Below are 20099 nucleotides of genomic sequence, written 5' to 3'. Positions count from 1 at the left end.
AACTCCGACTGATTCAACAAAGATCATTTAAAACAGAATCATCAAATTGTAGTCCCATTATCCCGGAATGGGTATAATGGCGGCTTGATGGAAAGTGTACAACAGATGATCGCTGGTGTTGGCTATGATAAAGTGACATTCTCTATGGAAACTAAGGTTTATCCGGTTATTTGGCATGAGGATCGCGTCTTACTAATTGACCAAACTCGCCTGAGTCATGAGTATGCGATCGTGGAAATTAAACGCTATGAAGATATGGCTAGGGCGATCGCTACTATGATTGTCCGAGGGGCTCCGGCTATTGGTATTGCGGCCGCTTATGGTATGTATTTGGGGGCGCGGGATATTCAAAAAAGCGATCGCCATGGGTTTTTGGCGGAACTTGAAGGAGTGGCGAAGATTTTGGGGAATACTCGCCCCACGGCGGTAAATTTGTTTTGGGCTATTGAAAGAATGCTGAAAACCGCTAGGGAAACTTCCGTTTCTGTGTCGGAAATTCCCCAGGTGCTATTGGCGGAGGCTCAGAAAATTCAAACGGAGGACTTGAATACTTGTCAGGCGATCGGAGATCACGGACTGGCGGTTTTACCGAAAACTCCCGAACAGCTTAATATTTTGACTCACTGTAACACGGGATCTTTGGCTACGGCGGGTTATGGTACGGCTTTGGGGGTCATTCGATCCTGTAAGGCGGCGCAACGGTTGGGACGGGTCTATGCTGATGAAACTCGCCCTCGTCTACAGGGAGCCAAATTAACTACTTGGGAATGTGTACAGGATCAGATCCCGGTGACTTTGATTGCCGATAATATGGCCGCTCACTGTATGAAGTTGGGGTTAATTCATGCGGCGATCGTTGGTGCCGATCGCATTGCGGCTAATGGAGATACCGCTAATAAAATTGGCACTTATAATGTGGCTTTGGTGGCTCGTGCCCATAATATCCCGTTTTTTGTCGCCGCTCCTCTGTCTACGGTAGACTTTCGATTGCAGAGCGGGGAAGGTATCCCGATTGAGGAAAGAGACCCCAAAGAAGTTTATCAGATTGGCTCGACTACTATTTGTCCCCCAGGTGTGGAGTTTTATAATCCGGCTTTTGATGTGACTCCGGCTGAGTTAATTACGGCAATTATTACTGAACATGGGGCTGTAGCGCCTGGAGATCTCAAAAATCTTATGGTTCATCAACCCTCCTGAATGTGTTGCTACCTCTAACCAGAACAGGATTTGAGCAGCCAACCAATTACTACCCCTAGTCCCCCAAAACGGACCGCTTGCCAAAAGGGTTCTTTGAGGCTACCCCAGGTAAACAGGCTGCTTTCTAAGTTGAGTTCTACGGCTTCTAGTTCCTGGGTAAGCTGTTTTAATTCTTCCTTGAGTTGTTGGGATTTGATCTGCTGGAGTTGGGGGATCACTTGGTCGATGCGGTTTTTCAGCTCCGCTTGACGTTGGCGATCGCGCTGAATTTGAGCTATCCTCTCTTGTATAGTGGCGATCGCTTTCGAGGCTGATTCGAGGGCTTCTTCGATTTCTTCCTGGTCCCGATTCAGTTGAGAATCATTGGGGTTCGGTTGGGATGAGGTATTTCTTGGCATAATGATTAGAAAATGCTCCCAACTTCAAATATAAAATCACCATGACTCATTCTAGTTCAACCCAAATTGATAATGCCGAGACTTTGCAACTAGCCCAGAAACTGGCCGAACATTTGGCTATTTCTGAACGGGACTGGCATCGCCTCAAATCAAATCGTAATGCTCGCGCTCGGGAACAGGTGGCGGCGGCTTTGATTTTTTTGCTCAAGGATGAACCATCTGAGGCTATGCCTAGATTACAACAGGCGATCGGTTGGTTAGATCGGTCGATTTCTGCACCTCCGTGTCCTACTCATGGCTCTAAATCATCCTCCAAATGAGTTGTTTAATCAAATATCCCACAGATAGCCCTACCAGCCTCGACTAGACTGTGAGAGAACCGGGATCTCTTTACTTAGGATTAGTTCGGTTCCATCTTGGTTCCACTCCACGCGATCGAATATTTGCTCAAGAATATACAATCCTCGTCCGCATTCATGTTCATCATGGGGTAGTGCAGGGTCATCCCAGCAGTTATCATTAGTTTCCACTGCTGACAGGTTACATTCACAGGAGGGGGGTTTAAATCCCCCTCCTTGGTCTGATATCAACCACCAGAACTGATTATTGATGATCGCAAAACGAACGACAACCGTTTTGCTGGGATCTAGCTTATTGCCGTGTTTAGCAGCATTAACTAGGGCTTCTTGTAGTCCTAGTCTGATTTCATCTTGGCACTCCGACGGGATTTCGGCGAGAAGTAAATCCAAAATCGATCCCAGATAGAGTGTAGAAGCAAAGCTAATTGTGACCCAGTTACGTTTAACCGGACGCGATGATATGGCAATCACTTAGAAAACTCCCAGGCTTTCAGGTGAACTATTTCCACCAACTGCATAGTTGTGAATACTCCACTTATGTTGAATCAAGTTGTTGTTTAAGTTTAAGTACCCGTCCCTAAATTAATATTAGCAAAAAAATCCGTCAAATGCACATTTCCTCAAAAATAATCTGCAATTGTCTTTAAATCTAATGATAGTAACAAGGACTCATTGCCTGGTTTGGCCAATGTGGTCCTTTTGACCCCACCCCCGAATATGTTTTGCATTAGGGTATTGTCTATTCCTTAGTTATCATTATTAATTATCTTCGGAGATCACCCTTTTCATAAATCAGTGATTGGGGATCAACATTCCCACTGGTGGCAGCCCCTGAGAATTGATATCCTAGATATAACTGATCCGCCATAATCTACTGTATCATCAGATACCAAATTCCCAATTTTAGCGATCGCCTCACTGCATAAATCTAGTATTTTGTCAACCCCATGCACGGAATAACTAGGATTTTCAAGACGGGCCAAGATTATACCATAGTTAATGACAAGTTAATCATAATTTTGTCCCCCCCACATTTATGATATAACTTCCCGTTAATTTATTGACACCAATTAGTAGGGGAACAATTCAATAGCCAACTGTCAATTAAAGAGGCTAAGTTGTATATAGGAATCGTGAGACCCAACGTGATTATAACCATCTTCAATATATTTAAGAAGAGAACCTGCCACATATTCAGCTAATTTGACGGGAACCGCATTGCCAATCATCTGTTCTAAGTCGGATTTACTCCCCTCAAATTTAAAAGACTTAGGAAAGGTTTGGATATAACTTCTTTCCATAGTTGTTAGTGGTCGTAGAGAGGGATTGAGGTCACAGGCATCGCCTTGATGTTTTTGATAAGTTTTAGGGATAGGTCGATTTACACCTCGCACTGTTGGACTAGGTTCATAGATACTAAAAATTCCTCGCCTTTGATAACTTCTTGGGTGCCGATAAAAATACTCAATTCCCAAACTCAAACCTAGATAATCAAAAACTGTCATCGGCTTGGAGGCATAATTTTTGAACAAATAAGGTTCTAAAGCATTGTCTTTTCCTTCTAGTTCACCGATGAGAAAATATCGTTTTCTGGCTTGTGGAACCCCACAATAACTAGCATCAAGAACTGATGCAGTTAAACCATAGCCACTGTTTTTTAAGATTTGCCAAGTCACTTTAAGAGTTTGAGTCTTGGTGATTCTCGAAACATTTTCCATCACAAAAAATTGAGGCTTAATAGAAGCAATAATTCCAGCAAAATTGATAGTTAAGTTAGCACGCCCTAAACTTTCATCCCTTTTCCCCGCGCTGGAAAAATCTTGGCATGGAGGGCCACCAATAATGACTTCTGGTTTCCACTCTCCTAGAGTATTTATAACGCTTTCTTTGGATAAATCAACTTGAAAAATGGGATGGCTGAAGTTACGTTGATAAACTTTAATGGCTGGCTTCCATATCTCGAATGCGGCTTTCATGTCAAATCCAGCATTTTGAAATCCCAAAGATAATCCACCACATCCAGCAAACAAATCTATAGTTCTCATAGTTCACAAATTTATGGTAAAAATAAATCCGGTGAGTTGTATATTATAGCATCAAACCTTCTTTCGGGACTCAGTAAATTTTGACCGTCTCCTAAAATAATATTTTTGATTTCCTGCTTGAGGATTCTTGGTTTTCGTAAATACTCTGATTTCATATATTCGTGAGTTATTTTTCCATTAACTGCAAATGCTTTATCATTTTTGGTATTGTATGAGCAAGAATCAATAATGCTTACATAGTCAAATAATCCTCGATCAGCAAAATCACTTAACATTTTATATAGCCAAATCACTGTTCGTGTATATCTGGAAATTTTGATAATTTTACCAAAGGTTTTTATTTCTTGTTTGGCTAAATTGACAAATAATCTACTAAAGCAAATATCACTCCAAATAAATACATCTAAACAGTTGGTAGACAATTGGGGAGACTTTCCCTGAGTTTTCCAAATTGGCTGCATTAAAAATGGCTTTTGACCTAAAACAATATGACTCATTAAGTTATCGATCGCTTCTATCATAGTTGAAACATAAGGGATTACTGATAGGGGTTCTGTCCAATCTAAATCTTGTGGAAATGTTAATTTTAGTAATTCCGCTATATTAGTTCCTTGTTGCCGAAGAGTAGAGGCTATGCTACAGGCTAAATAAACAATAGTATCGGGTCGTACTACAATTTCACAGCCGTACTCATTTTCAGGTAGTTCGCAAGTTGTATTATCTGGTAATGCGGTCAGTTTAATTTCCATAGGACGCAAACAAAGTCCGTTAGTTTGGGTAACTAAATCAACTCTGGGAAGAGTACCAATTAAATATTGTTGATAGGGTGTAAATGGTGATTCAAAAGCATAAAATGCTAGATCGGATTGGGGATTAATACCAAAAACATCTTCGGTGGCAATCTTTGTATGTTCAATCTCTAAGTTAGAATTTACTTTAATATATATATTTTCAAGATTGATATCATGCAAATAGCAACATAAAGCTGTCGGAAAAGATGAATTAAAACAATTTTTTCCCCAGGCTTTTTTTTGTAAAAAATCTCGATTAGAATATCTGATACCAAATAATCCAGGCTGCTTTTTAACCATTTTTATCATGCTTGAGTTGTTTATGCACAATATAACAAAAATTTACCCGCCACCGCTACAATAATTAATCAATCATCCGTCCTAGTTATTTACAACAATCACTAGGGGAACAATTCAATAGCCAACTGTCAATTAAAGAGGCAGATTGAATCGAACGAGCGAACTGATATTCAGCATAGCGACGCAGTATTTTTTCCACGGTTATCCAAGCTGAGGGTTGATAGGTGTTCCAGATATTAGTTAATTCTGATTGGGCTAAATGTTGAAGAATGGCTAAGGGTTCTGCTGCTATGCGGGCATCAATTTTGATAGATATTTCCTCAGTTAGATAATCTCCAGATGCTTCGGAAACTGAGGATGATTGATGGTCATTATGTTGGCTTTGAATGCGGGATAATGCGGCTAAATTAATAATACCGCCAGCCGCTAAACTGAACCCTACCAACCAATTAGGGTCGCTTAAATTAGGGTTTAAAGGATGTTGAGTTAGACAACATAACTGGACCTGGGGAGCAATTCCCGCCCAAGCTAAGAGGTGAAAAATTCCATGAGTTAAACGGGCGACTATATCGATCGCATTTTCTTCTGTAGAGGTATTAGGGAGTTCTTCTAGGCGGTCTAAATGTTCTGACAATAGCAAAAATAGTTCCGGTTGAGGTTGTTCGCTCAAGGCTTGACTAAGAACCAATTCAGCCAAATATTGACCAGCGGCTAATTTACCCAAATTTTTAGCGAGTCCACTATGGGAATTGATAATTTCCGCCTGGGTAATTTTATCAAGCGATCGCCCTTTCGCAATTAACCACTGATTAACCACAAATAAACCCGTAGTCCCCCCCAAACGCGATCGCGATTTTCTCGCCCCCGGTGCTACCACTCGCATCAGACCAAATTCTGGTGTTAAAATAGTTAATAGGCGATCGGACTCTCCCAGAGGGATCGCCTTTAAAATAATCCCAGTAGCTTTATAAGTACGACTCATTAATCCTAATTTTCTTGGTTGAGTTGATGTCCACCGTTGCGGATAATCTGCACCCCTCCAGAAGTACCTAAACGGGTCGCCCCCGCCTTCCAAAGTGCGATCGCCTGCTCATGGGTGCGAATACCTCCAGAAGCCTTAATTCCCACCTGAGACCGCGCTACTTGCTTGAGTAAGCTAACATCCTCGACCGTCGCACCCCCATAATATCCCGTGCTAGTTTTCAGATAAGAAACCCCCGCATCAATAGCCAATTCCGCCGCCAGACGTTTTTCTGCGTCTGTCAAAACTGCTGTTTCCAAAATGGCTTTAACCACCACTCCTGTTTCCTCGCAAATTTCGGCTAATTCCCGGTTTAACTCATTAGTTTTTCCCGACTTTAACCAACTTAAATTAATCACCACATCCAACTCAGTCGCCCCATTCTCGACCGCTTCTAAGGCTTCATACAGTTTCACGGCGGAAGTATTAGCACCACAGGGAAACCCAATTACAGTACAAACTTTAGGCTTTTTATTTTGCAGGAGTTCCCGCGCCAGTTTCACAAAAGTAGGGAAGATACAAACGGAAGCGAAATTATATCGATCCGCTTCCTCGCAACACTTTTTAATTTGTTCATCATCAGCCATCTGATTTAATAAGGTATGGTCAATTAGGGGCGCAATATCAATATCATCGTAAGATTCTCTCATCATAGGATTATCTGATTCAGTCTCATATATTTAACTTAATTTTATTCAAGTGATAATAGGGAGCAAATTTGCTCCCCATCACTAATTATTTCAAGCTGTAACTTCTGACAAAAGTTCGGCGGGCGGCAATTCCGCCGACTCCACTTTTTTAAAATTCTCCAGTTGTTGAGTAATTTCAGCAGTTACGATGTCACGATATTCGAGGAAATGTTCATTGTGGGCGCAGACCGTTAAATAATGTTCCCAAACCGCCGGGTTATGGCGGAGAATACCAAATAAATGATGCCAGAATTTCCAACGAGTCGATCGCTTAATTCCTTGTCGCCAAATAATAATTGCCAAAGCCCGTAAATCCACAAATTCAGGGGTTTTAAAAGGGGTTTTACTGCGAGGTGCGCCTAATTTCAGGAAACAGTTATAGGTTCTGTCCAAATAGCGATCGGGTTCATAGAGAGTCCGAAAAGCCTGGATATATTCGGCGGCAATTTCTTCCACCGGACGAGTCGGAATAAAGTTCATTAACATGGTTTGGTTAGTAGCGTGTTGGCTAATGTTTTCCCGATCCGCTAGTAACCGTCCTTCTTTGTCCAACCGATGCCATAATCCGGTATTGGGAAGGGCTTGTAACATCCCCAACATCGCAGTAGGAATACCCGCCTGATCTACAAACTCAATCACCCGGGAAGCCGCCCCAGATTTTTCACCATCAAAACCGATAATAAATCCCGCCATGGGTCGCAACCCCGCCCGGATAATTTTATCAACCGATTCGCTTAAAGAACTGCGGGTATTTTGGTATTTCTTAGTTAAAGCTAAACTGGCTTCGTCCGGGGTTTCAATGCCTAAAAATACCGCATCAAAATTACAGTCAACCATCATATCCATGAGTTCTTCATCGGCGGCTAAATCCACTGATGCTTCTGTATTAAATCGGAAGGGATATTGATGTTCAATTTGCCAAGTCTTGAGGGCTTTTAGCAATAACTTAACATTGCGTTTATTGCCGATAAAATTATCATCGACCATAAACACTCCCCGCCGCCATCCTAATTCATAGAGATAATCTAATTCTTTGAGGAGTTGTTCAGGATTTTTGGTGCGGGGTTTGCGCCCGTAGAGTACAATGATATCGCAAAATTCGCATTGGAAGGGGCAGCCACGGGAAAACTGGACGGACATGGAGTCATAAGCATCTAATTCCAGCAGATCATAACGAGGAACTGGAGTAGTGTTAACATCAGCTTTATCTGGCGATCGGAAAGTCCCACTGGTTTCTCCCCGGTTAATGGCGGCGACAAATTCGGGTAAGGTTATTTCGCCTTCGTCTAGGATTAAATAATCGGCTTCCGCTGCAACTTCACCAGGGACTGAGGTGGCATAAGGTCCACCAACGGCGACGGGTTTACCCCGGCGTTTGGCTTCCCGAATTTGTGCCAGCAGATCGACTTTTTGGACGATCATGGCGGTGAGAATGACTAGATCCGCCCATTCCCATTCGGCTTCGGTGACGGGTCGGATATTGCGATCGACTAGCTTAAATTCCCATTCTTGGGGCAAAATTGCGGCTACGGTGATCAGCCCTAGGGGAGGTAACAGGACTTTGCGATCAACCAGTTCCAGAATTTTGTCGTAGGACCAGAAGGTTCTAGGAAACACTGGATAAATTAGTAAAACTCGCATTTAATCAATACCTCATTGGTTTAATATGGCGATCGCTTTTGGTCGCGGAACTATAGGATGATGCGGCATCGAACCTGGGGTAATAGGTTTGGGCTAATTAGGTTTCCGCAGGATAGATTCCGCGATATCATAACAAAGGCACACAAAATTTAACATTTTTGCTAAAGTTAAGTTACAGGATATCGCAAATATGCCAGTTCAAGTTGGAGACCTCGCCCCCGATTTTACTTTAACCTCCCAGACCGGGGAATCGGTTAGCCTCAAAGATTTTCGGGGTAACAAAGCAGTAGTGCTTTATTTTTACCCTAAAGATGATACCCCAGGATGCACGGCGGAAGCCTGTGCCTTTCGGGACAGTTACACGATTTTTCAGGAAACTGGGGCGGAAGTTATCGGAGTCAGTGCGGACTCCCCCGATGAACATCAGAAATTTGTCGGTAAGTATAATTTGCCTTTTACTCTGTTAAGTGATCAGGGAAATCAGGTGCGGAAATTATACGGAGTTCCAGCCACTTTATGGATACTTCCCGGTCGGGTGACTTATGTAATCGATAATCAGGGGGTAGTCCGACACATTTTTGATTCCATGTTGGATTTTAAAGGTCATGTGGATGAAGCCTTAAAAACTTTGCGTTCTATGTCTGCTGTCTAGGTGGACTTGGGGCAAAATTATGGCGGGCTATAATGCCCGCCCTGGCATAATTCGTATTTATTAAAATCTCTATTCTCAGCTTGTCCATACTTACATTTAACCCTTCTATATACCTAGTCATGAAATGAAAATTAATAGCTCTGCTTTGATTACCATGCCATTGGCGGCACATCTTGATTTTTCCAGGCATGAAAGTTGGGTTAAAATGTTACTATTGAATGGGAAAAAAGTCGGGGTTATCCTAATTCAGATGACGATCGCCATCATGGCGGGATGGCTTTTAACTTCCTTAAATATGCCAGTCGGATGGCTTCTCGGTCCCATGATTGTCGGGATTTTATTAGCCCTAATTTGGCAGAAGTCTACACCTTTACCCAAGTCCTTTAACCTTTTAGGACAGGCGATCGTTGCTTTAACTACTGCTACTAGATTTTCCCCGGAAACTTTGACACTCGGTAAAACCTACGCTTTACCCCTATTAGGTTGTATTGTAGTAACAGGTGCCATGAGTGTCTGTAATGGCTATCTATTATGGCGGTGGGCGAAAATCGATCGCACTACCGGATTTTTAGGTTGCATTCCTGGCGCAGGTCCTAGTTTAGTAGCTATCAGTGAACAAATGGGTGCTGATGCGATCGCCGTCGCCGTCCTCCAATATATCCGCATTCTCCTAGTCGCTTTAATTATCCCCACCCTAGCTAGTTTCTGGTTTGCTTCCCCTGGGGTTCAGGAAATGCCATTAGTCCTCTCTCCCCTATCTACTTCCCTATCGACTCCCCCCCACGCCCCAGCTTTCCTTAACTGGCTAATTCTCTGCGTCTGCGGTGGTTTGGGAGTGTGGCTAGGACCTGTGCTGCGGCTTCCTTCTTCCCTATTTCTCGGCCCTTTTTTGGCGGGATTAATTGGCTTTTGGAGTTTACCTTATACCTTTGAAATGCCACCCCTAGGCTTTACTGCGGGGTTGGTATTAGTGGGACTCGGTACGGGTCTCAAATTTGATGGTAACACCGCCAAAAAGTTAATTAAAGCCGTATTAATTGAGTTAATCTTAGTATTAGTTTTAATTGGAAGCTGTTTAGGAGTTGGATATATATTCCATCTAGTTACTAAAGTTGACACCATGACCGCTATTTTAGGGTCAACCCCCGGCGGCATTACAGCTATGATAGCCACAGTCCTACAACTAGGGGGAGATTCCGGCTTGGTCATGGCTATGCAAATGACCAGAATGCTATTAATCCTGCTAATTGTACCCTGGGTTTTACAGCAGATGATGATTGACAAAAAAGGATAATCGACTATCCACACATATCATGTAGGGGCGGGTTCGCCTATATCCTCCCCTCCTAGGGATAAGATAAATCAACCCGCCCTCTGAGGGTTCGCCTATATCCTCCCCTCCTAGGAATAAGATAAATCAACCCGCCCTCTGGAGGTTCGCCTATATCCTCCCCTCCTAGGGATAAGATAAATCAACCCGCCCTCTGAGGGTTCGCCTATATCCTCCCCTCCTAGGGATAAGATAAATCAACCCGCCCTCTGAGGGTTCACCTATATCCTCCCCTCCTAGGGATAAGATAAATCAACCCGCCCTCTGAGGGTTCGCCTATATCCTCCCCTCCTAGGGATAAGATAAATCAACCCGCCCTCTGAGGGTTCACCTATATCCTCCCCTCCTAGGGATAAGATAAATCAACCCGCCCTCTGAGGGTTCGCCTATATCCTCCCCTCCTAGGGATAAGATAAATCAACCCGCCCTCTGGAGGTTCTCTGAGGGTTCACCTAGGAAATGTAATAGGAAATGTAATTGGTATCGGAATCAACTTCTGTGGTTGAGGGTTCCGTGGGTGTTTCCGTGGGTGTTTCTGTGGGGGAGTCTGTGGGTGTTTCCGTGGGTGTTTCCGTGGGGGAGTCTTGGTAGACTAGCCGCCAAACTAAATAACCACCGGCGATCGCCAAAATCAATAAAGCCAGAATCAATAAAGCCTGTTTCAAGCGGTGGAGACGAGTAGCCCTCTTGTCAACAGAAGTCACAGCTTCTTCTTCCATCAGCGCCCGTGATGCGGCCGTAAATTCCGACTCTAAGGGTAGAGACTCTTGAGTGGTCGCGGTGGGTTCGACCATAACCAGTTTTTGAGGAGAAACCCCAAAATAAGTCAAAACCACCGAAACATTATCCCGACCATTTTGAGTATTAGCCACATCAATCAAATCCCGAACCGCTGATTCTAGGGATTTTTCCCCCCGTAAAACCAAAGGCCCATAGTCCGCCCAAGTTTTCTCAACCCATTGGTTGTCACTGAGTCCATCAGAACACAACAAAAGTAGGCCATCAGACTCAATGATAAACCGTTGGACTGCCGGGCGCAAAAATTCCGCCTCTCGGGTTCCCAAGGCTTGAGTTAAAGCGCCGCCATCCCGCCGTTGTTTAGCATCCCAGTACACAGCACGACCCAGACGCACTTCCCGGATGGTAACATCATCATCAATGGTCAACTGTTGACAAGACTCCGGCGTTATCCAATAGGCGCGACTATCCCCGACATTTACAATATAAAGTTCATGGGCATTGTTAAAATCCAAACTAGAGCCACGTCTAGCGCGTTGTGGGAGTTGTAGTGCCATAACTAGGGTAGTTCCCATGCGCTGCTTAGATGAGCGCTCCTGCTCATCATTTTGGGCGGCAATGACATTATTAACAACTCTGGTAATTTCCTGAAGTTGATGGGCGATCATAACGGGGGAAAGTAGGGTTTCCTGTTGCTCAACTTCCATGATGAAGCTGTGAATCAACGGCTTAATTGATTGGACAGCCAACCCGCTGGCAATTTCGCCACCTTCATGACCGGCTACCCCATCACAAACTAAACTCATGTAGGGGATGAGTCTGTCATTGGGGTAAATATCGGTTTGCTTGAGATCGGTAGCTGTGGGGTAGCAACAATCTTCATTGTGCGATCGCATCATACCCACATCTGTTTGACCTGCTACTGCTATATGTAAGGGCAACTCAGATGCTTGTTCTAATAAGATCTGGTTAAGTTGAGTGGCGATCGCCTCTATGGCATCCTCTGGGCTATGGCGTAAGACTTGCACAATATCCTGTAAAGGCTGGCGGACTCTGTCATGGGCGGTCTCAATCAAAACTGACCAAGACTCAGCCAGATCTCGCAGGGTTGGTTGTATCTTACCCTGATGTAACTCCCGCAATCGTACCCGCCAGCCATGTACTCGCAGGTTATGCTTAATTAGTAAACTATAGGTAGCTCCCTGTTCACACAGAGGAATCCACAATTGTAGAATCTGCCATAGCCAGTAAACTTGACGCACTGCAGTGGCTTCCGGCCATGCTTCTACCAACGACGGGTATAAACTGCCGCGATCATCAACCGGGATATTATCCAGAAGCACAATATCAACCATATCCTCAGCAGTGAAGTTGTAAACCCCATAGACGCTGGGAATATGCAGGTGGTAAGGATACAGATACAAATAGGATACGATCGCATCCGATAAGCGATCGGGAAGTACCGGAGGCACTCCTGGCTTAGTATCCAACCAAATTTGGGGGGCCGTCACATAGTAGCGGTTGCCAACTATTTGTCCGGGTTGCATGGACTGAGCCGCAGAACCCACCGCCCACAAATAGCGATAGGTTAGGGGTGTCTCACAGGTAGCACAGATTTCCTCTCCCAAGACATTACTTGGTTTCGGACAGACTGGGTTGGTGCAGTAGATCGGGGGTGGTGATGAACTGCTGATTTGCAATAGTTTATGTAAAGACACTCTGAAGATATGTTGCCGATAGGACTAAACCAGGAACATGAAAGATAAAATGATTGTAGCTCCTGTTGATCATAGCAATCCATTAATTATCAAATTTGCGCGCATCAACTCCAGAGCCCTAAATTCCCGGGAGGCTTGTTGAATCGATGTTTGCCAATCCTACACTCGTTTGGTTGCTGGCTGGGGCCGTGTTATGTTTGATGGAGTTATTTCTTCCTACGGCCTTTGTCGAGTTTATGATGGGCGTGAGCGCCTTGGTAGTAGCCGCGATCTCTTTGATCTTGCCTAATGTTCCCATACAGATAGCTCTCTGGATGATATTATCTGTCGCATCTATAATGGTAGTGCGCCGTTTATTACCAAACCGTCGGGTGGCTATCCTGGAAGAAGCAACGGAGGCTGAAACTTTGACGGAAATTTTGCCGGGACAAACTGGACGGGTAATTTATGATGGTATTTCTTGGCGGGCACGTTCTGAGGGAGAATATGCGATCGCCCCTCGACAAAAAGTCCTGGTTGTCAATCGAGAAGGAAATACCTTAGTTGTCGTTCCTGAAAAGTTAATCAATTCCTAACTACTTGCTCCGAATTTAACATCAGAGGAAAATCAACCATGGAACAGCTATTCTTGATCATTATTTTACTCTTCGGTGGCTCCACACTGGCAGGTTCTGTCAAAATTATCAATCAGGGCGATAAAGCCTTAGTCGAAAGCCTCGGTAAGTACAATGGCCGTACCTTGGATCCTGGTTTAAACTTTCTTGTACCTTTCTATCATCGCGTGGCTTATAAGGAAACTGTCCGGGAACAAGTCCTTGATATTCCTCCCCAAAAATGTATTACCCGCGATAATGTTTCCATTAGCGTTGATGCTGTGGTTTATTGGCGGATTATGGATTTGGAAAAAGCCTGCTATAAGGTTAATAACCTACAGGCTGCTATGGAAAATATGGTGCGAACCCAGATCCGTTCCGAAATGGGAAAGCTCGAACTTGATCAAACTTTTACCGCCCGCACAGAGGTTAATGAAATGCTATTGCGGGAATTGGATATCGCTACTGACCCCTGGGGTGTGAAAGTTACACGGGTCGAATTACGCGATATTTGCCCTACTAAGGCGGTAATGGATGCTATGGAGTTGCAGATGTCTGCAGAACGACAAAAACGGGCTTCTATTCTGGCTTCCGAAGGAGAACGAGAATCTGCTGTTAACTCTGCTAAGGGTCGGGCTGAGGCGCAAGTATTAGCTGCTGAAGCTCAACAAAAGGCTGTGGTACTCGAGGCGCAAGCACAACGTCAATCTCAGGTTCTCAAAGCCCATGCTACGGCGGAAGCTATCCAGATTTTAACTAAGACTCTCCAAAGTGACCCGGAAGCCCGCGAAGCCTTGCAATATCTGTTAGCCCAAAACTATATTGAGATGGGAGCTACTATCGGTAATAGTGATAGCAGCAAGGTGATGTTTATGGACCCGCGATCTATCCCCGCCACTCTTGAAGGTATGAAGTCTCTCATTTCTGATACCCCTAGTTCTTAGTTCACTGATCGCAATCGACGATTCATATATGCACAAAATGTCGTTTTTGTCAAGACTCCTAAAAATGGCGATCGCCTTAGTCTCCCAAAACTCGTGCATCGTGAATTGTTAATTTTGGTCGGAAAATAATCCTAACCCCGACAGAATCGGGGTTTTGGGCTCTGTTTTTGCGTCAAGACACAATAACCCCTTGGGAGCGATTTCTCCAATGGTACCATAACCCCCATAATCTCGTCAACTATTTGCGAGGGATTTTCAATAAAATTGTATTAATTCTTAACAATATTTTGAAATTCAAATCTATTTAGTCGTATCAATCAGCAAAAATTATATTTTGTGGTATTTGAGGACAAGGGATAATGGATAATTGATAATGGATAATTGATAAACAATTTTAGTAAATAGATGAATTCTGAATCTTGTATTTTTCTCGCGGGTGCGAGTCGGGGTGTAGGTCGGGAAATTGCCAATTGTCTGAGGGGAGAAGAAGTTAAGGTTAGGGCATTATTGCGATCGCCTGCCAGCGGACCAGAACTAGAAAGAATGGGCATTGAAATTGTGATGGGAGATGCTCTAGATCTGGCGGCGGTTGAACAGGCGGTGGCAGACGGGCCGGCTATTTCTGCCATGATTAGCACCATTGGCGGTTTACCGAAAGATGGTCAAAGGGCTGATTATTTGGGGAATCGTAACCTGATTGATGCGGCGGTGAAAGCTGGTGTGGGAAAATTCATTTTAATTTCCTCCATTGGTAGCGGAAAAAGCGCTGTAGCTCTCCCTCCCCAGGCTATGGAAACCCTGAAATCAGTCTTGATCGAAAAGGAAAAAGCCGAGGAACATCTGATTAATAGTGGACTGACCTATACTATTATCCGTCCGGGAGGGTTAAAGTCCGAACCTGCTACCGGAAATGGTGTGCTAACGGAGGATTACCGAGTGGCGGGAACTATCCACCGCGCTGATGTGGCGGCTTTGGCTTGCGCTTGCTTGCACTCGGATCAGGCTAATAATAAAATTCTCTCAGCTATCGATCGCCAAATGGCCTATGGTCAAACAGATTTTGAGGTTTTGGATATATAATTATCCCTGAAAATCAACAAATCTTTACTTGTTTGAGGGTTGGGGACTGCATATTAGGATCGCCATCGTTCAACGGTAGACGAATCCAAAATGTAGTTCCTACTCCGGCCGCTGATTCAAAGCTAATCGCGCCGCCATGAGCTTCGACAATAGATTTGGCGATCGCTGTTCCCAAACCCGTTCCCCCCTGTTTTCCATAGGTGACAAAGGCATCAAACAGGTGTTCTTGAATAGCTTTGGGGATACCCGGTCCGTCATCTTTAACCATAATCAGCCCCCAATTATCTTGAGTAGTAGCAGTGATGATAATCTTTCCCTGTGAATTAGGGAAGGCTTCTACAGCATTGCTGACCAGGTTTTGTAGGACCCGTATAATCTTGTTAAGGTCAGCTAGGACGTAGATTTCCTCCGGAATATCAAGGACCAATTCTACATCAGAGGAGTGTAAATAGACTCGGTTTAACTTTTCAAACTGCTGTATAATCTCCCCTATCGACACTGACTTTAAGACCAGGCTAGTGCTTCCCCGGCTAAATTCTAGGACTTCTTCAGCCATTCCTAACATCCGTTGAATTTGCATAGAAATTAGATCGCACCATTCCTCCGTTTCTTCGTCCGGGTGTAGTTCCCTAATCATCGAACTGGAAAGCTGAATACCTGTGAAGGGGCTGCGAAAATCGTGTACAATGGTGTTGACCATTTCCCCCAATAGTTCCATTTTCTGCTTGTGAATCATTTGGTTGACATACTCGTTGGTGGTGTTTCGCAGTTGTTGGGTAATATAGCCGAATAGCTTGAGGACTACTTGACCCTTTGCGTCTTGGAGAATGGTCATCAGGTGATCCTGTGAGATTTTCGCTAGGGTAGCTCCCCCTGGTGTAGCGATCGCTCTCGCACTGCGTGGCTGTCCGTCTAATACCCCAAATTCACCAAAAAAGCTATTGGGTCTAGCCACTGTTACCACTTGATAGCGATCGCCTCCTGTGGACTTACTAAACTCTACTTCCCCGGTTAGCACCAAATATAAGTAGTCGGGAACTTCGCCTTCTTCAAAAATTAGGCTTCCTTCTGGGTAGTATTCGACAAGCGCCAACTGACAAAGTTTATTCGCCTGTTCTGGCTCAAAATAGCTGATAAACTGATGGGATACTAAATCCATGAGTGTATACCTGATCTGCCATTGATATAATGATATGGTTATCCATTTTGATATACTAAAACAATTTATGCACTTTTCGTCAATCCTGTTTTAGTCGTTACCCATCTGGGTTAGGCTTTTCTCTGAATTAATTATGACATAGTTTGCAGGTGATCAAGTCTTAATTACTATTAATATTTGTTAACTGTTGTGACTCTAGTTCCCTGATTTGATTGTAAATATCCTGGGATTTGTGGCTGATAATTGTGCGGGTATTTTCCGATAATTCTTGTGTGGATGAGTTGATTTGACCGCGCCGAAAGAAGTTTTGATATCCGCCGTTTTCAGCAAATCCTAGAGTTTGGCTATCTCCCCGCTGACTGAGAGTTTGAACTTGCCGAAATTGTTGATTATTGACGGCAATTTGAGCCTGAGCTTCTGTGATATCTAAATCCAGAAAATTGCAGACATTTTTGAGCGATTCAACTGGGTTAATATTCAGGGATTCATAGCTGACCAAGAAAAGGCGATCGCTGCCAGTTTTAGCAGCTTCTAAATAACCGTTAATATGACCACACCATTGATTGATTAAATTCTGACAAAACCCATCTATCCCGGAGTTATTTTCCCGAAACCTAGGCGACCTTAATTGATAGTGATAGTAGGAACAAAGACAATCAGCCGGATGTCTAAATAGGTAGATAATTCGATAATCGGAAATGAGAGCTAATGGTTCATGGGTTTTGATAATCCGAAACGGAATTTTAATCCGAGGGTTGCGATACCAGTCTTCAATATCCACCTTATAAACATCTGGGATCACATTCCCTCCTGGTTGTGTTTTTTCCCCCCCCAAATGTTGAATCACATCACTAAGTAACAATCGCATCCACGTATTACCAGAACGTGGATAGGAGGCTAGAAATACATCTGTTGGTCGAAAATACCATTGATTTACCTTGTACTTATATGCTGAGGAAAACATGATATCTGATTAGATAGATTGACCGATGTAACCGATAGGCTTTGAGGTTTCATGTGTTACGTTTAGGATATTACCGCCACACCCAAAACCTCAGACCTATAGGAATTTTTTTGCCACTTATTTATGTCGAATATATTCGTAAATCGACAAATACTGAGTAGCTGGATTTGACCAGGAGTAGTCATATTCCATCCCTTGAATTGCCAAATTTTGAAACTTTTTGGGATAGTGATACCACAAGCCTATCGCTCTATCTAAAGCCGATTCTAGCGCCTGACTATCAGTTTGGAAAAATACATAACCATTGCGTTTTTCTGGTTCATGATAGTTGTCATAGTCCCGGTCAAAGACTGTATTGAGTAACCCGCCAACTCCCCGCACCACTGGAACAGCTCCATATTGCAAGCCAATCATCTGAGTTAAGCCACAAGGTTCATAATTGCTGGGAACAATAATAAGATCAGCCCCGGCATAAATGAGATGGGAAAGTTCTTCATTAAAACCAATTTCGATATGGCAATCAGGGTTATTATTTAGATGATTTTTTTCATGCAAAAACCAGTTGTTAATTGCGGTTTCCGTTGCCGAACCTAACAACACAAATTGAGCTTGGCGATAGAGGGCATAATAAATAGCATGGTGGACGAGATGAACGCCTTTTTGTTGGTCTAAACGCCCCACATAAGCAATTAAAGGTTTATCCCCGTGACCCAGCCATAATTGCTCTCGGAGTGCTTGTTTGTTTTTGGCTTTTTCCGTAAAGGTATCAGCATCATAATGATGGGGAATATAGCGATCGGCTTGGGGGTTCCATACTTCATAGTCAATGCCATTGAGTACCCCACCAAATTTATGTTGATGTTCATGAATGGTATGGCCTAAACCATAGCCAAAATCACCATAGTGTGCTTCCCAAGCATGGTGGGGGGAAACTGTGGTGATAAAATTGGAATAGACGATTCCGCCTTTCATCAAATTTAGAGCAAAGGGATTAAAGGGATCTTGAAGGCGATCGTCAGCGAAATAGTAAGATTCCTTATTCAGACCTGTCGCCCATAAAACATCACATCCCGAAATGCCCTGATGTTTAAAGTTATGAATGGTATAACAAACCCGTTGATATTCCATGCCATGATACTTATAAATCTCGAACAGTAGCACCGGAACTAGGCCAGTTTGCCAGTCATGGCAGTGGATCACATCAGGTCGTTTGTTCGTCAGCAACAGAAACTCTAAGGCCGCCTTACTGAAGAAGGCAAACCGCATATTGTCATCGTTGCAACCGTAGTAGCAGCTCCGATTGAAAAATAAGTCCTCGGAATGGGGGTCTATGAAAAAGCATAATCTGCCATAAACCCAGCCACAGTAGACATCGCAGTATATAGCCGCACCATACCAAGGGACAACTAAATCTCGATAGGCTTCATGTAGCCCCCAAATATGGTCATAACGCATACAATCATATTTGGGTAGAATTATCTCTACTGTATGGCCCCGCAGTTCCAACTCTCGGCTGAGTCCGTAGACTACATCACCCAAACCTCCCGCCTTGATTACAGGGGCGCACTCAGAGGCAATCTGTACAATGTACATCTTCACTCCTCTTGTAACAAAAGTTTATGTTCTATGTTTCCTATTGAATCAGGAAAAAGCACCGATCGCTCACCAATGTAATTTATGACTCCTATTTTCTCTGGTTCTAGGAGCATAGAGCAATTGAGGGTCTCAAAGAAATTATTTCCAGGATCAACGGCAAAATGGCTATTATCAATGAACTTTGATAGATTTGGTGCGCTTGCCCAAGACTTGATGTATAGTCTGAGAGTACAATATCCCCAAATTCAAAAACCAGTTCTGTTCTCAAAGACATTCCCCAAGGGAATTGTCCTTTTAACCAGGTTGGGTGATAGATTAGAGAGCCTGTGTCCCTCCAGATACTGCTGGCAGATTCTGAGGATGATCCTGGGATCGCTTGAATATCAGGTAGGTGGCTAAATGGTCCAGTCTGTTAACAACCTTAGTGAGTTAAACTTCCGTTTAGGAGGAACCATGGCTAAGAATGGTCTGTATGGGTATATAGGGGTTGTAGTTTCCTTTGGGATTTTGATTGGTCAACTTCCCGCAGAAGCGCAACCGCCAACTGTGTTGAGCGCTTCTCATATCATCTCTCGTTACCGAAGTATGGTTGAGGAGTCCGAACAACCTGAGCTACATAAACGTATGTTGTTGCTTTCTGCTCAAAATGATTTGAAGTCTATTGTTGAAGATGTCGGAGATACCTGTCAAGCCTTGGCTTCTGGGGGGTTAACTTGGCGGCAACGTCAGGCTATTCAGGAAGAGTCTCTTCGTCAAGATCTGACTTTGGACCCCCAAATGCGCGAAATTTTACGCGCTGATCAAAGTATTCGCAATAATTTGGTTAAGCAGATGTGTCCACAATACATTCGTTAATCGTCAGTAGCAACCGATAAAAGCTGCGT

The 20099-nt window shown here is 43.7% G+C and carries 20 protein-coding genes; 8 read left to right on the top strand and 12 right to left on the bottom strand.

The genetic code is table 11. From position 1 onward, the window contains the following. The first annotated feature begins 87 nt into the window (after nucleotides 1–87). Entirely contained in the window at nucleotides 88–1197 is a 1110-nt protein-coding gene (gene mtnA / locus N39L_RS01775; protein ID WP_006619235.1) for an S-methyl-5-thioribose-1-phosphate isomerase, read from the top strand. 14 nt (nucleotides 1198–1211) lie between these two features. Here mtnA and N39L_RS01770 read toward each other — a convergent pair whose 3' ends face one another. Further along, entirely contained in the window at nucleotides 1212–1595 is a 384-nt protein-coding gene (locus N39L_RS01770) for a sll0565 family protein (protein ID WP_006619234.1), read from the bottom strand. Between the two features lie 41 nt (nucleotides 1596–1636). On the opposite strand from N39L_RS01770, the gene N39L_RS01765 reads away from it, so the two are divergent. Continuing rightward, a complete protein-coding gene (locus N39L_RS01765; RefSeq protein ID WP_014274103.1) occupies nucleotides 1637–1915 on the top strand; it encodes a DUF6439 family protein in 279 nt (92 codons plus the stop codon). A gap of 30 nt (nucleotides 1916–1945) precedes the next feature. Here the strand turns inward: N39L_RS01765 and N39L_RS01760 are convergent, their stop codons facing one another. The 7 genes from N39L_RS01760 to N39L_RS01730 form a co-directional block, all read right to left on the bottom strand. Further along, a complete protein-coding gene (locus tag N39L_RS01760) occupies nucleotides 1946–2425 on the bottom strand; it encodes an ATP-binding protein (protein WP_006619232.1) in 480 nt (159 codons plus the stop codon). A gap of 335 nt (nucleotides 2426–2760) precedes the next feature. After that, nucleotides 2761–2937 carry a hypothetical protein gene (locus tag N39L_RS01755; protein ID WP_158307537.1) on the bottom strand — a complete coding sequence of 59 codons (177 nt, stop codon included), beginning with the start codon at nucleotides 2935–2937 and terminating at the stop codon, nucleotides 2761–2763. Nucleotides 2938–3054: 117 nt separating this feature from the next. Then, complete coding sequence (locus N39L_RS01750; RefSeq protein WP_006619231.1) at nucleotides 3055–3999, bottom strand: DNA cytosine methyltransferase; 945 nt, start codon at nucleotides 3997–3999, stop codon at nucleotides 3055–3057. 11 nt (nucleotides 4000–4010) lie between these two features. Beyond that, complete coding sequence (locus N39L_RS01745; RefSeq protein ID WP_014274102.1) at nucleotides 4011–5099, bottom strand: HindVP family restriction endonuclease; 1089 nt, start codon at nucleotides 5097–5099, stop codon at nucleotides 4011–4013. A 76-nt stretch (nucleotides 5100–5175) separates the two neighbouring features. Then, nucleotides 5176–6072 carry a DNA repair protein RecO gene (gene recO, locus N39L_RS01740; RefSeq protein WP_006619229.1) on the bottom strand — a complete coding sequence of 299 codons (897 nt, stop codon included), beginning with the start codon at nucleotides 6070–6072 and terminating at the stop codon, nucleotides 5176–5178. 5 nt (nucleotides 6073–6077) lie between these two features. Further along, entirely contained in the window at nucleotides 6078–6764 is a 687-nt protein-coding gene (gene deoC, locus N39L_RS01735) for a deoxyribose-phosphate aldolase (RefSeq protein ID WP_014274101.1), read from the bottom strand. A gap of 87 nt (nucleotides 6765–6851) precedes the next feature. After that, a complete protein-coding gene (locus tag N39L_RS01730) occupies nucleotides 6852–8441 on the bottom strand; it encodes a B12-binding domain-containing radical SAM protein (protein ID WP_006619227.1) in 1590 nt (529 codons plus the stop codon). Between the two features lie 190 nt (nucleotides 8442–8631). On the opposite strand from N39L_RS01730, the gene N39L_RS01725 reads away from it, so the two are divergent. Both N39L_RS01725 and N39L_RS01720 read left to right on the top strand, forming a co-directional pair. Continuing rightward, a complete protein-coding gene (locus N39L_RS01725) occupies nucleotides 8632–9093 on the top strand; it encodes a peroxiredoxin (protein ID WP_006619226.1) in 462 nt (153 codons plus the stop codon). 124 nt (nucleotides 9094–9217) lie between these two features. Next, entirely contained in the window at nucleotides 9218–10387 is a 1170-nt protein-coding gene (locus N39L_RS01720; RefSeq protein ID WP_006619225.1) for an AbrB family transcriptional regulator, read from the top strand. A 488-nt stretch (nucleotides 10388–10875) separates the two neighbouring features. Here N39L_RS01720 and N39L_RS01715 read toward each other — a convergent pair whose 3' ends face one another. Next, nucleotides 10876–12879: a 4-Cys prefix domain-containing protein gene (locus tag N39L_RS01715; RefSeq protein WP_014274099.1), complete on the bottom strand. Its 2004-nt coding sequence runs from the start codon at nucleotides 12877–12879 to the stop codon at nucleotides 10876–10878. 146 nt (nucleotides 12880–13025) lie between these two features. Between N39L_RS01715 and N39L_RS01710 the strand changes: the two genes are divergently transcribed. The 3 genes from N39L_RS01710 to N39L_RS01700 all read left to right on the top strand — a co-directional run bounded on the left by N39L_RS01710 (nucleotide 13026) and on the right by N39L_RS01700 (nucleotide 15496). Further along, nucleotides 13026–13454, top strand: coding sequence for an NfeD family protein (locus N39L_RS01710; protein WP_006617623.1), 429 nt, complete (start codon nucleotides 13026–13028; stop codon nucleotides 13452–13454). Nucleotides 13455–13492: 38 nt separating this feature from the next. Further along, the gene (locus tag N39L_RS01705) at nucleotides 13493–14416 is read left to right on the top strand and encodes an SPFH domain-containing protein (protein WP_006617622.1); all 924 of its coding nucleotides are present in this window, start codon (nucleotides 13493–13495) and stop codon (nucleotides 14414–14416) included. 405 nt (nucleotides 14417–14821) lie between these two features. Continuing rightward, the gene (locus N39L_RS01700) at nucleotides 14822–15496 is read left to right on the top strand and encodes an SDR family oxidoreductase (RefSeq protein ID WP_014274098.1); all 675 of its coding nucleotides are present in this window, start codon (nucleotides 14822–14824) and stop codon (nucleotides 15494–15496) included. A 13-nt stretch (nucleotides 15497–15509) separates the two neighbouring features. Here the strand turns inward: N39L_RS01700 and N39L_RS01695 are convergent, their stop codons facing one another. From N39L_RS01695 to glgA, 3 genes are all read right to left on the bottom strand, one after another. Next, nucleotides 15510–16655: an ATP-binding protein gene (locus N39L_RS01695; RefSeq protein ID WP_014274097.1), complete on the bottom strand. Its 1146-nt coding sequence runs from the start codon at nucleotides 16653–16655 to the stop codon at nucleotides 15510–15512. Nucleotides 16656–16815: 160 nt separating this feature from the next. After that, nucleotides 16816–17523 (bottom strand): sulfotransferase domain-containing protein, encoded by a 708-nt coding sequence (locus N39L_RS01690; protein ID WP_231852066.1) that lies wholly within the window; start codon nucleotides 17521–17523, stop codon nucleotides 16816–16818. A 213-nt stretch (nucleotides 17524–17736) separates the two neighbouring features. Then, nucleotides 17737–19212, bottom strand: a complete 1476-nt coding sequence (gene glgA, locus N39L_RS01685; protein ID WP_014274095.1) for a glycogen synthase GlgA — start codon at nucleotides 19210–19212, stop codon at nucleotides 17737–17739. Between the two features lie 402 nt (nucleotides 19213–19614). Here glgA and N39L_RS01680 point away from each other — a divergent pair, with 402 nt between their 5' ends. Beyond that, on the top strand, nucleotides 19615–20070 hold the full coding sequence (locus tag N39L_RS01680) for a hypothetical protein (protein WP_014274094.1): 456 nt from the start codon (nucleotides 19615–19617) through the stop codon (nucleotides 20068–20070). The last annotated feature ends 29 nt before the right edge of the window (nucleotides 20071–20099 follow it).

This window comes from Limnospira platensis NIES-39 (assembly GCF_026000695.1).
Classification (GTDB): Bacteria; Cyanobacteriota; Cyanobacteriia; order Cyanobacteriales; family Microcoleaceae; genus Limnospira; species Limnospira platensis.
This window is presented reverse-complemented; position numbering and strand designations above follow the sequence as displayed.

Bases quoted from the DNA above. Each gene is read 5' to 3' on its own strand.
- mtnA (WP_006619235.1), top strand. From the start codon at position 88: ATGGAAAGTGTACAACAGATGATCGCTGGTGTTGGCTATGATAAAGTG.
- N39L_RS01770 (WP_006619234.1), bottom strand. From the start codon at position 1,595: ATGCCAAGAAATACCTCATCCCAACCGAACCCCAATGATTCTCAACTG.
- N39L_RS01765 (WP_014274103.1), top strand. From the start codon at position 1,637: ATGACTCATTCTAGTTCAACCCAAATTGATAATGCCGAGACTTTGCAA.
- N39L_RS01750 (WP_006619231.1), bottom strand. From the start codon at position 3,999: ATGAGAACTATAGATTTGTTTGCTGGATGTGGTGGATTATCTTTGGGA.
- N39L_RS01745 (WP_014274102.1), bottom strand. From the start codon at position 5,099: ATGATAAAAATGGTTAAAAAGCAGCCTGGATTATTTGGTATCAGATAT.
- recO (WP_006619229.1), bottom strand. From the start codon at position 6,072: ATGAGTCGTACTTATAAAGCTACTGGGATTATTTTAAAGGCGATCCCT.
- deoC (WP_014274101.1), bottom strand. From the start codon at position 6,764: ATGATGAGAGAATCTTACGATGATATTGATATTGCGCCCCTAATTGAC.
- N39L_RS01730 (WP_006619227.1), bottom strand. From the start codon at position 8,441: ATGCGAGTTTTACTAATTTATCCAGTGTTTCCTAGAACCTTCTGGTCC.
- N39L_RS01725 (WP_006619226.1), top strand. From the start codon at position 8,632: ATGCCAGTTCAAGTTGGAGACCTCGCCCCCGATTTTACTTTAACCTCC.
- N39L_RS01720 (WP_006619225.1), top strand. From the start codon at position 9,218: ATGAAAATTAATAGCTCTGCTTTGATTACCATGCCATTGGCGGCACAT.
- N39L_RS01710 (WP_006617623.1), top strand. From the start codon at position 13,026: ATGTTTGCCAATCCTACACTCGTTTGGTTGCTGGCTGGGGCCGTGTTA.
- N39L_RS01705 (WP_006617622.1), top strand. From the start codon at position 13,493: ATGGAACAGCTATTCTTGATCATTATTTTACTCTTCGGTGGCTCCACA.
- N39L_RS01700 (WP_014274098.1), top strand. From the start codon at position 14,822: ATGAATTCTGAATCTTGTATTTTTCTCGCGGGTGCGAGTCGGGGTGTA.
- N39L_RS01695 (WP_014274097.1), bottom strand. From the start codon at position 16,655: ATGGATTTAGTATCCCATCAGTTTATCAGCTATTTTGAGCCAGAACAG.
- N39L_RS01690 (WP_231852066.1), bottom strand. From the start codon at position 17,523: ATGCGATTGTTACTTAGTGATGTGATTCAACATTTGGGGGGGGAAAAA.
- glgA (WP_014274095.1), bottom strand. From the start codon at position 19,212: ATGTACATTGTACAGATTGCCTCTGAGTGCGCCCCTGTAATCAAGGCG.
- N39L_RS01680 (WP_014274094.1), top strand. From the start codon at position 19,615: ATGGTCCAGTCTGTTAACAACCTTAGTGAGTTAAACTTCCGTTTAGGA.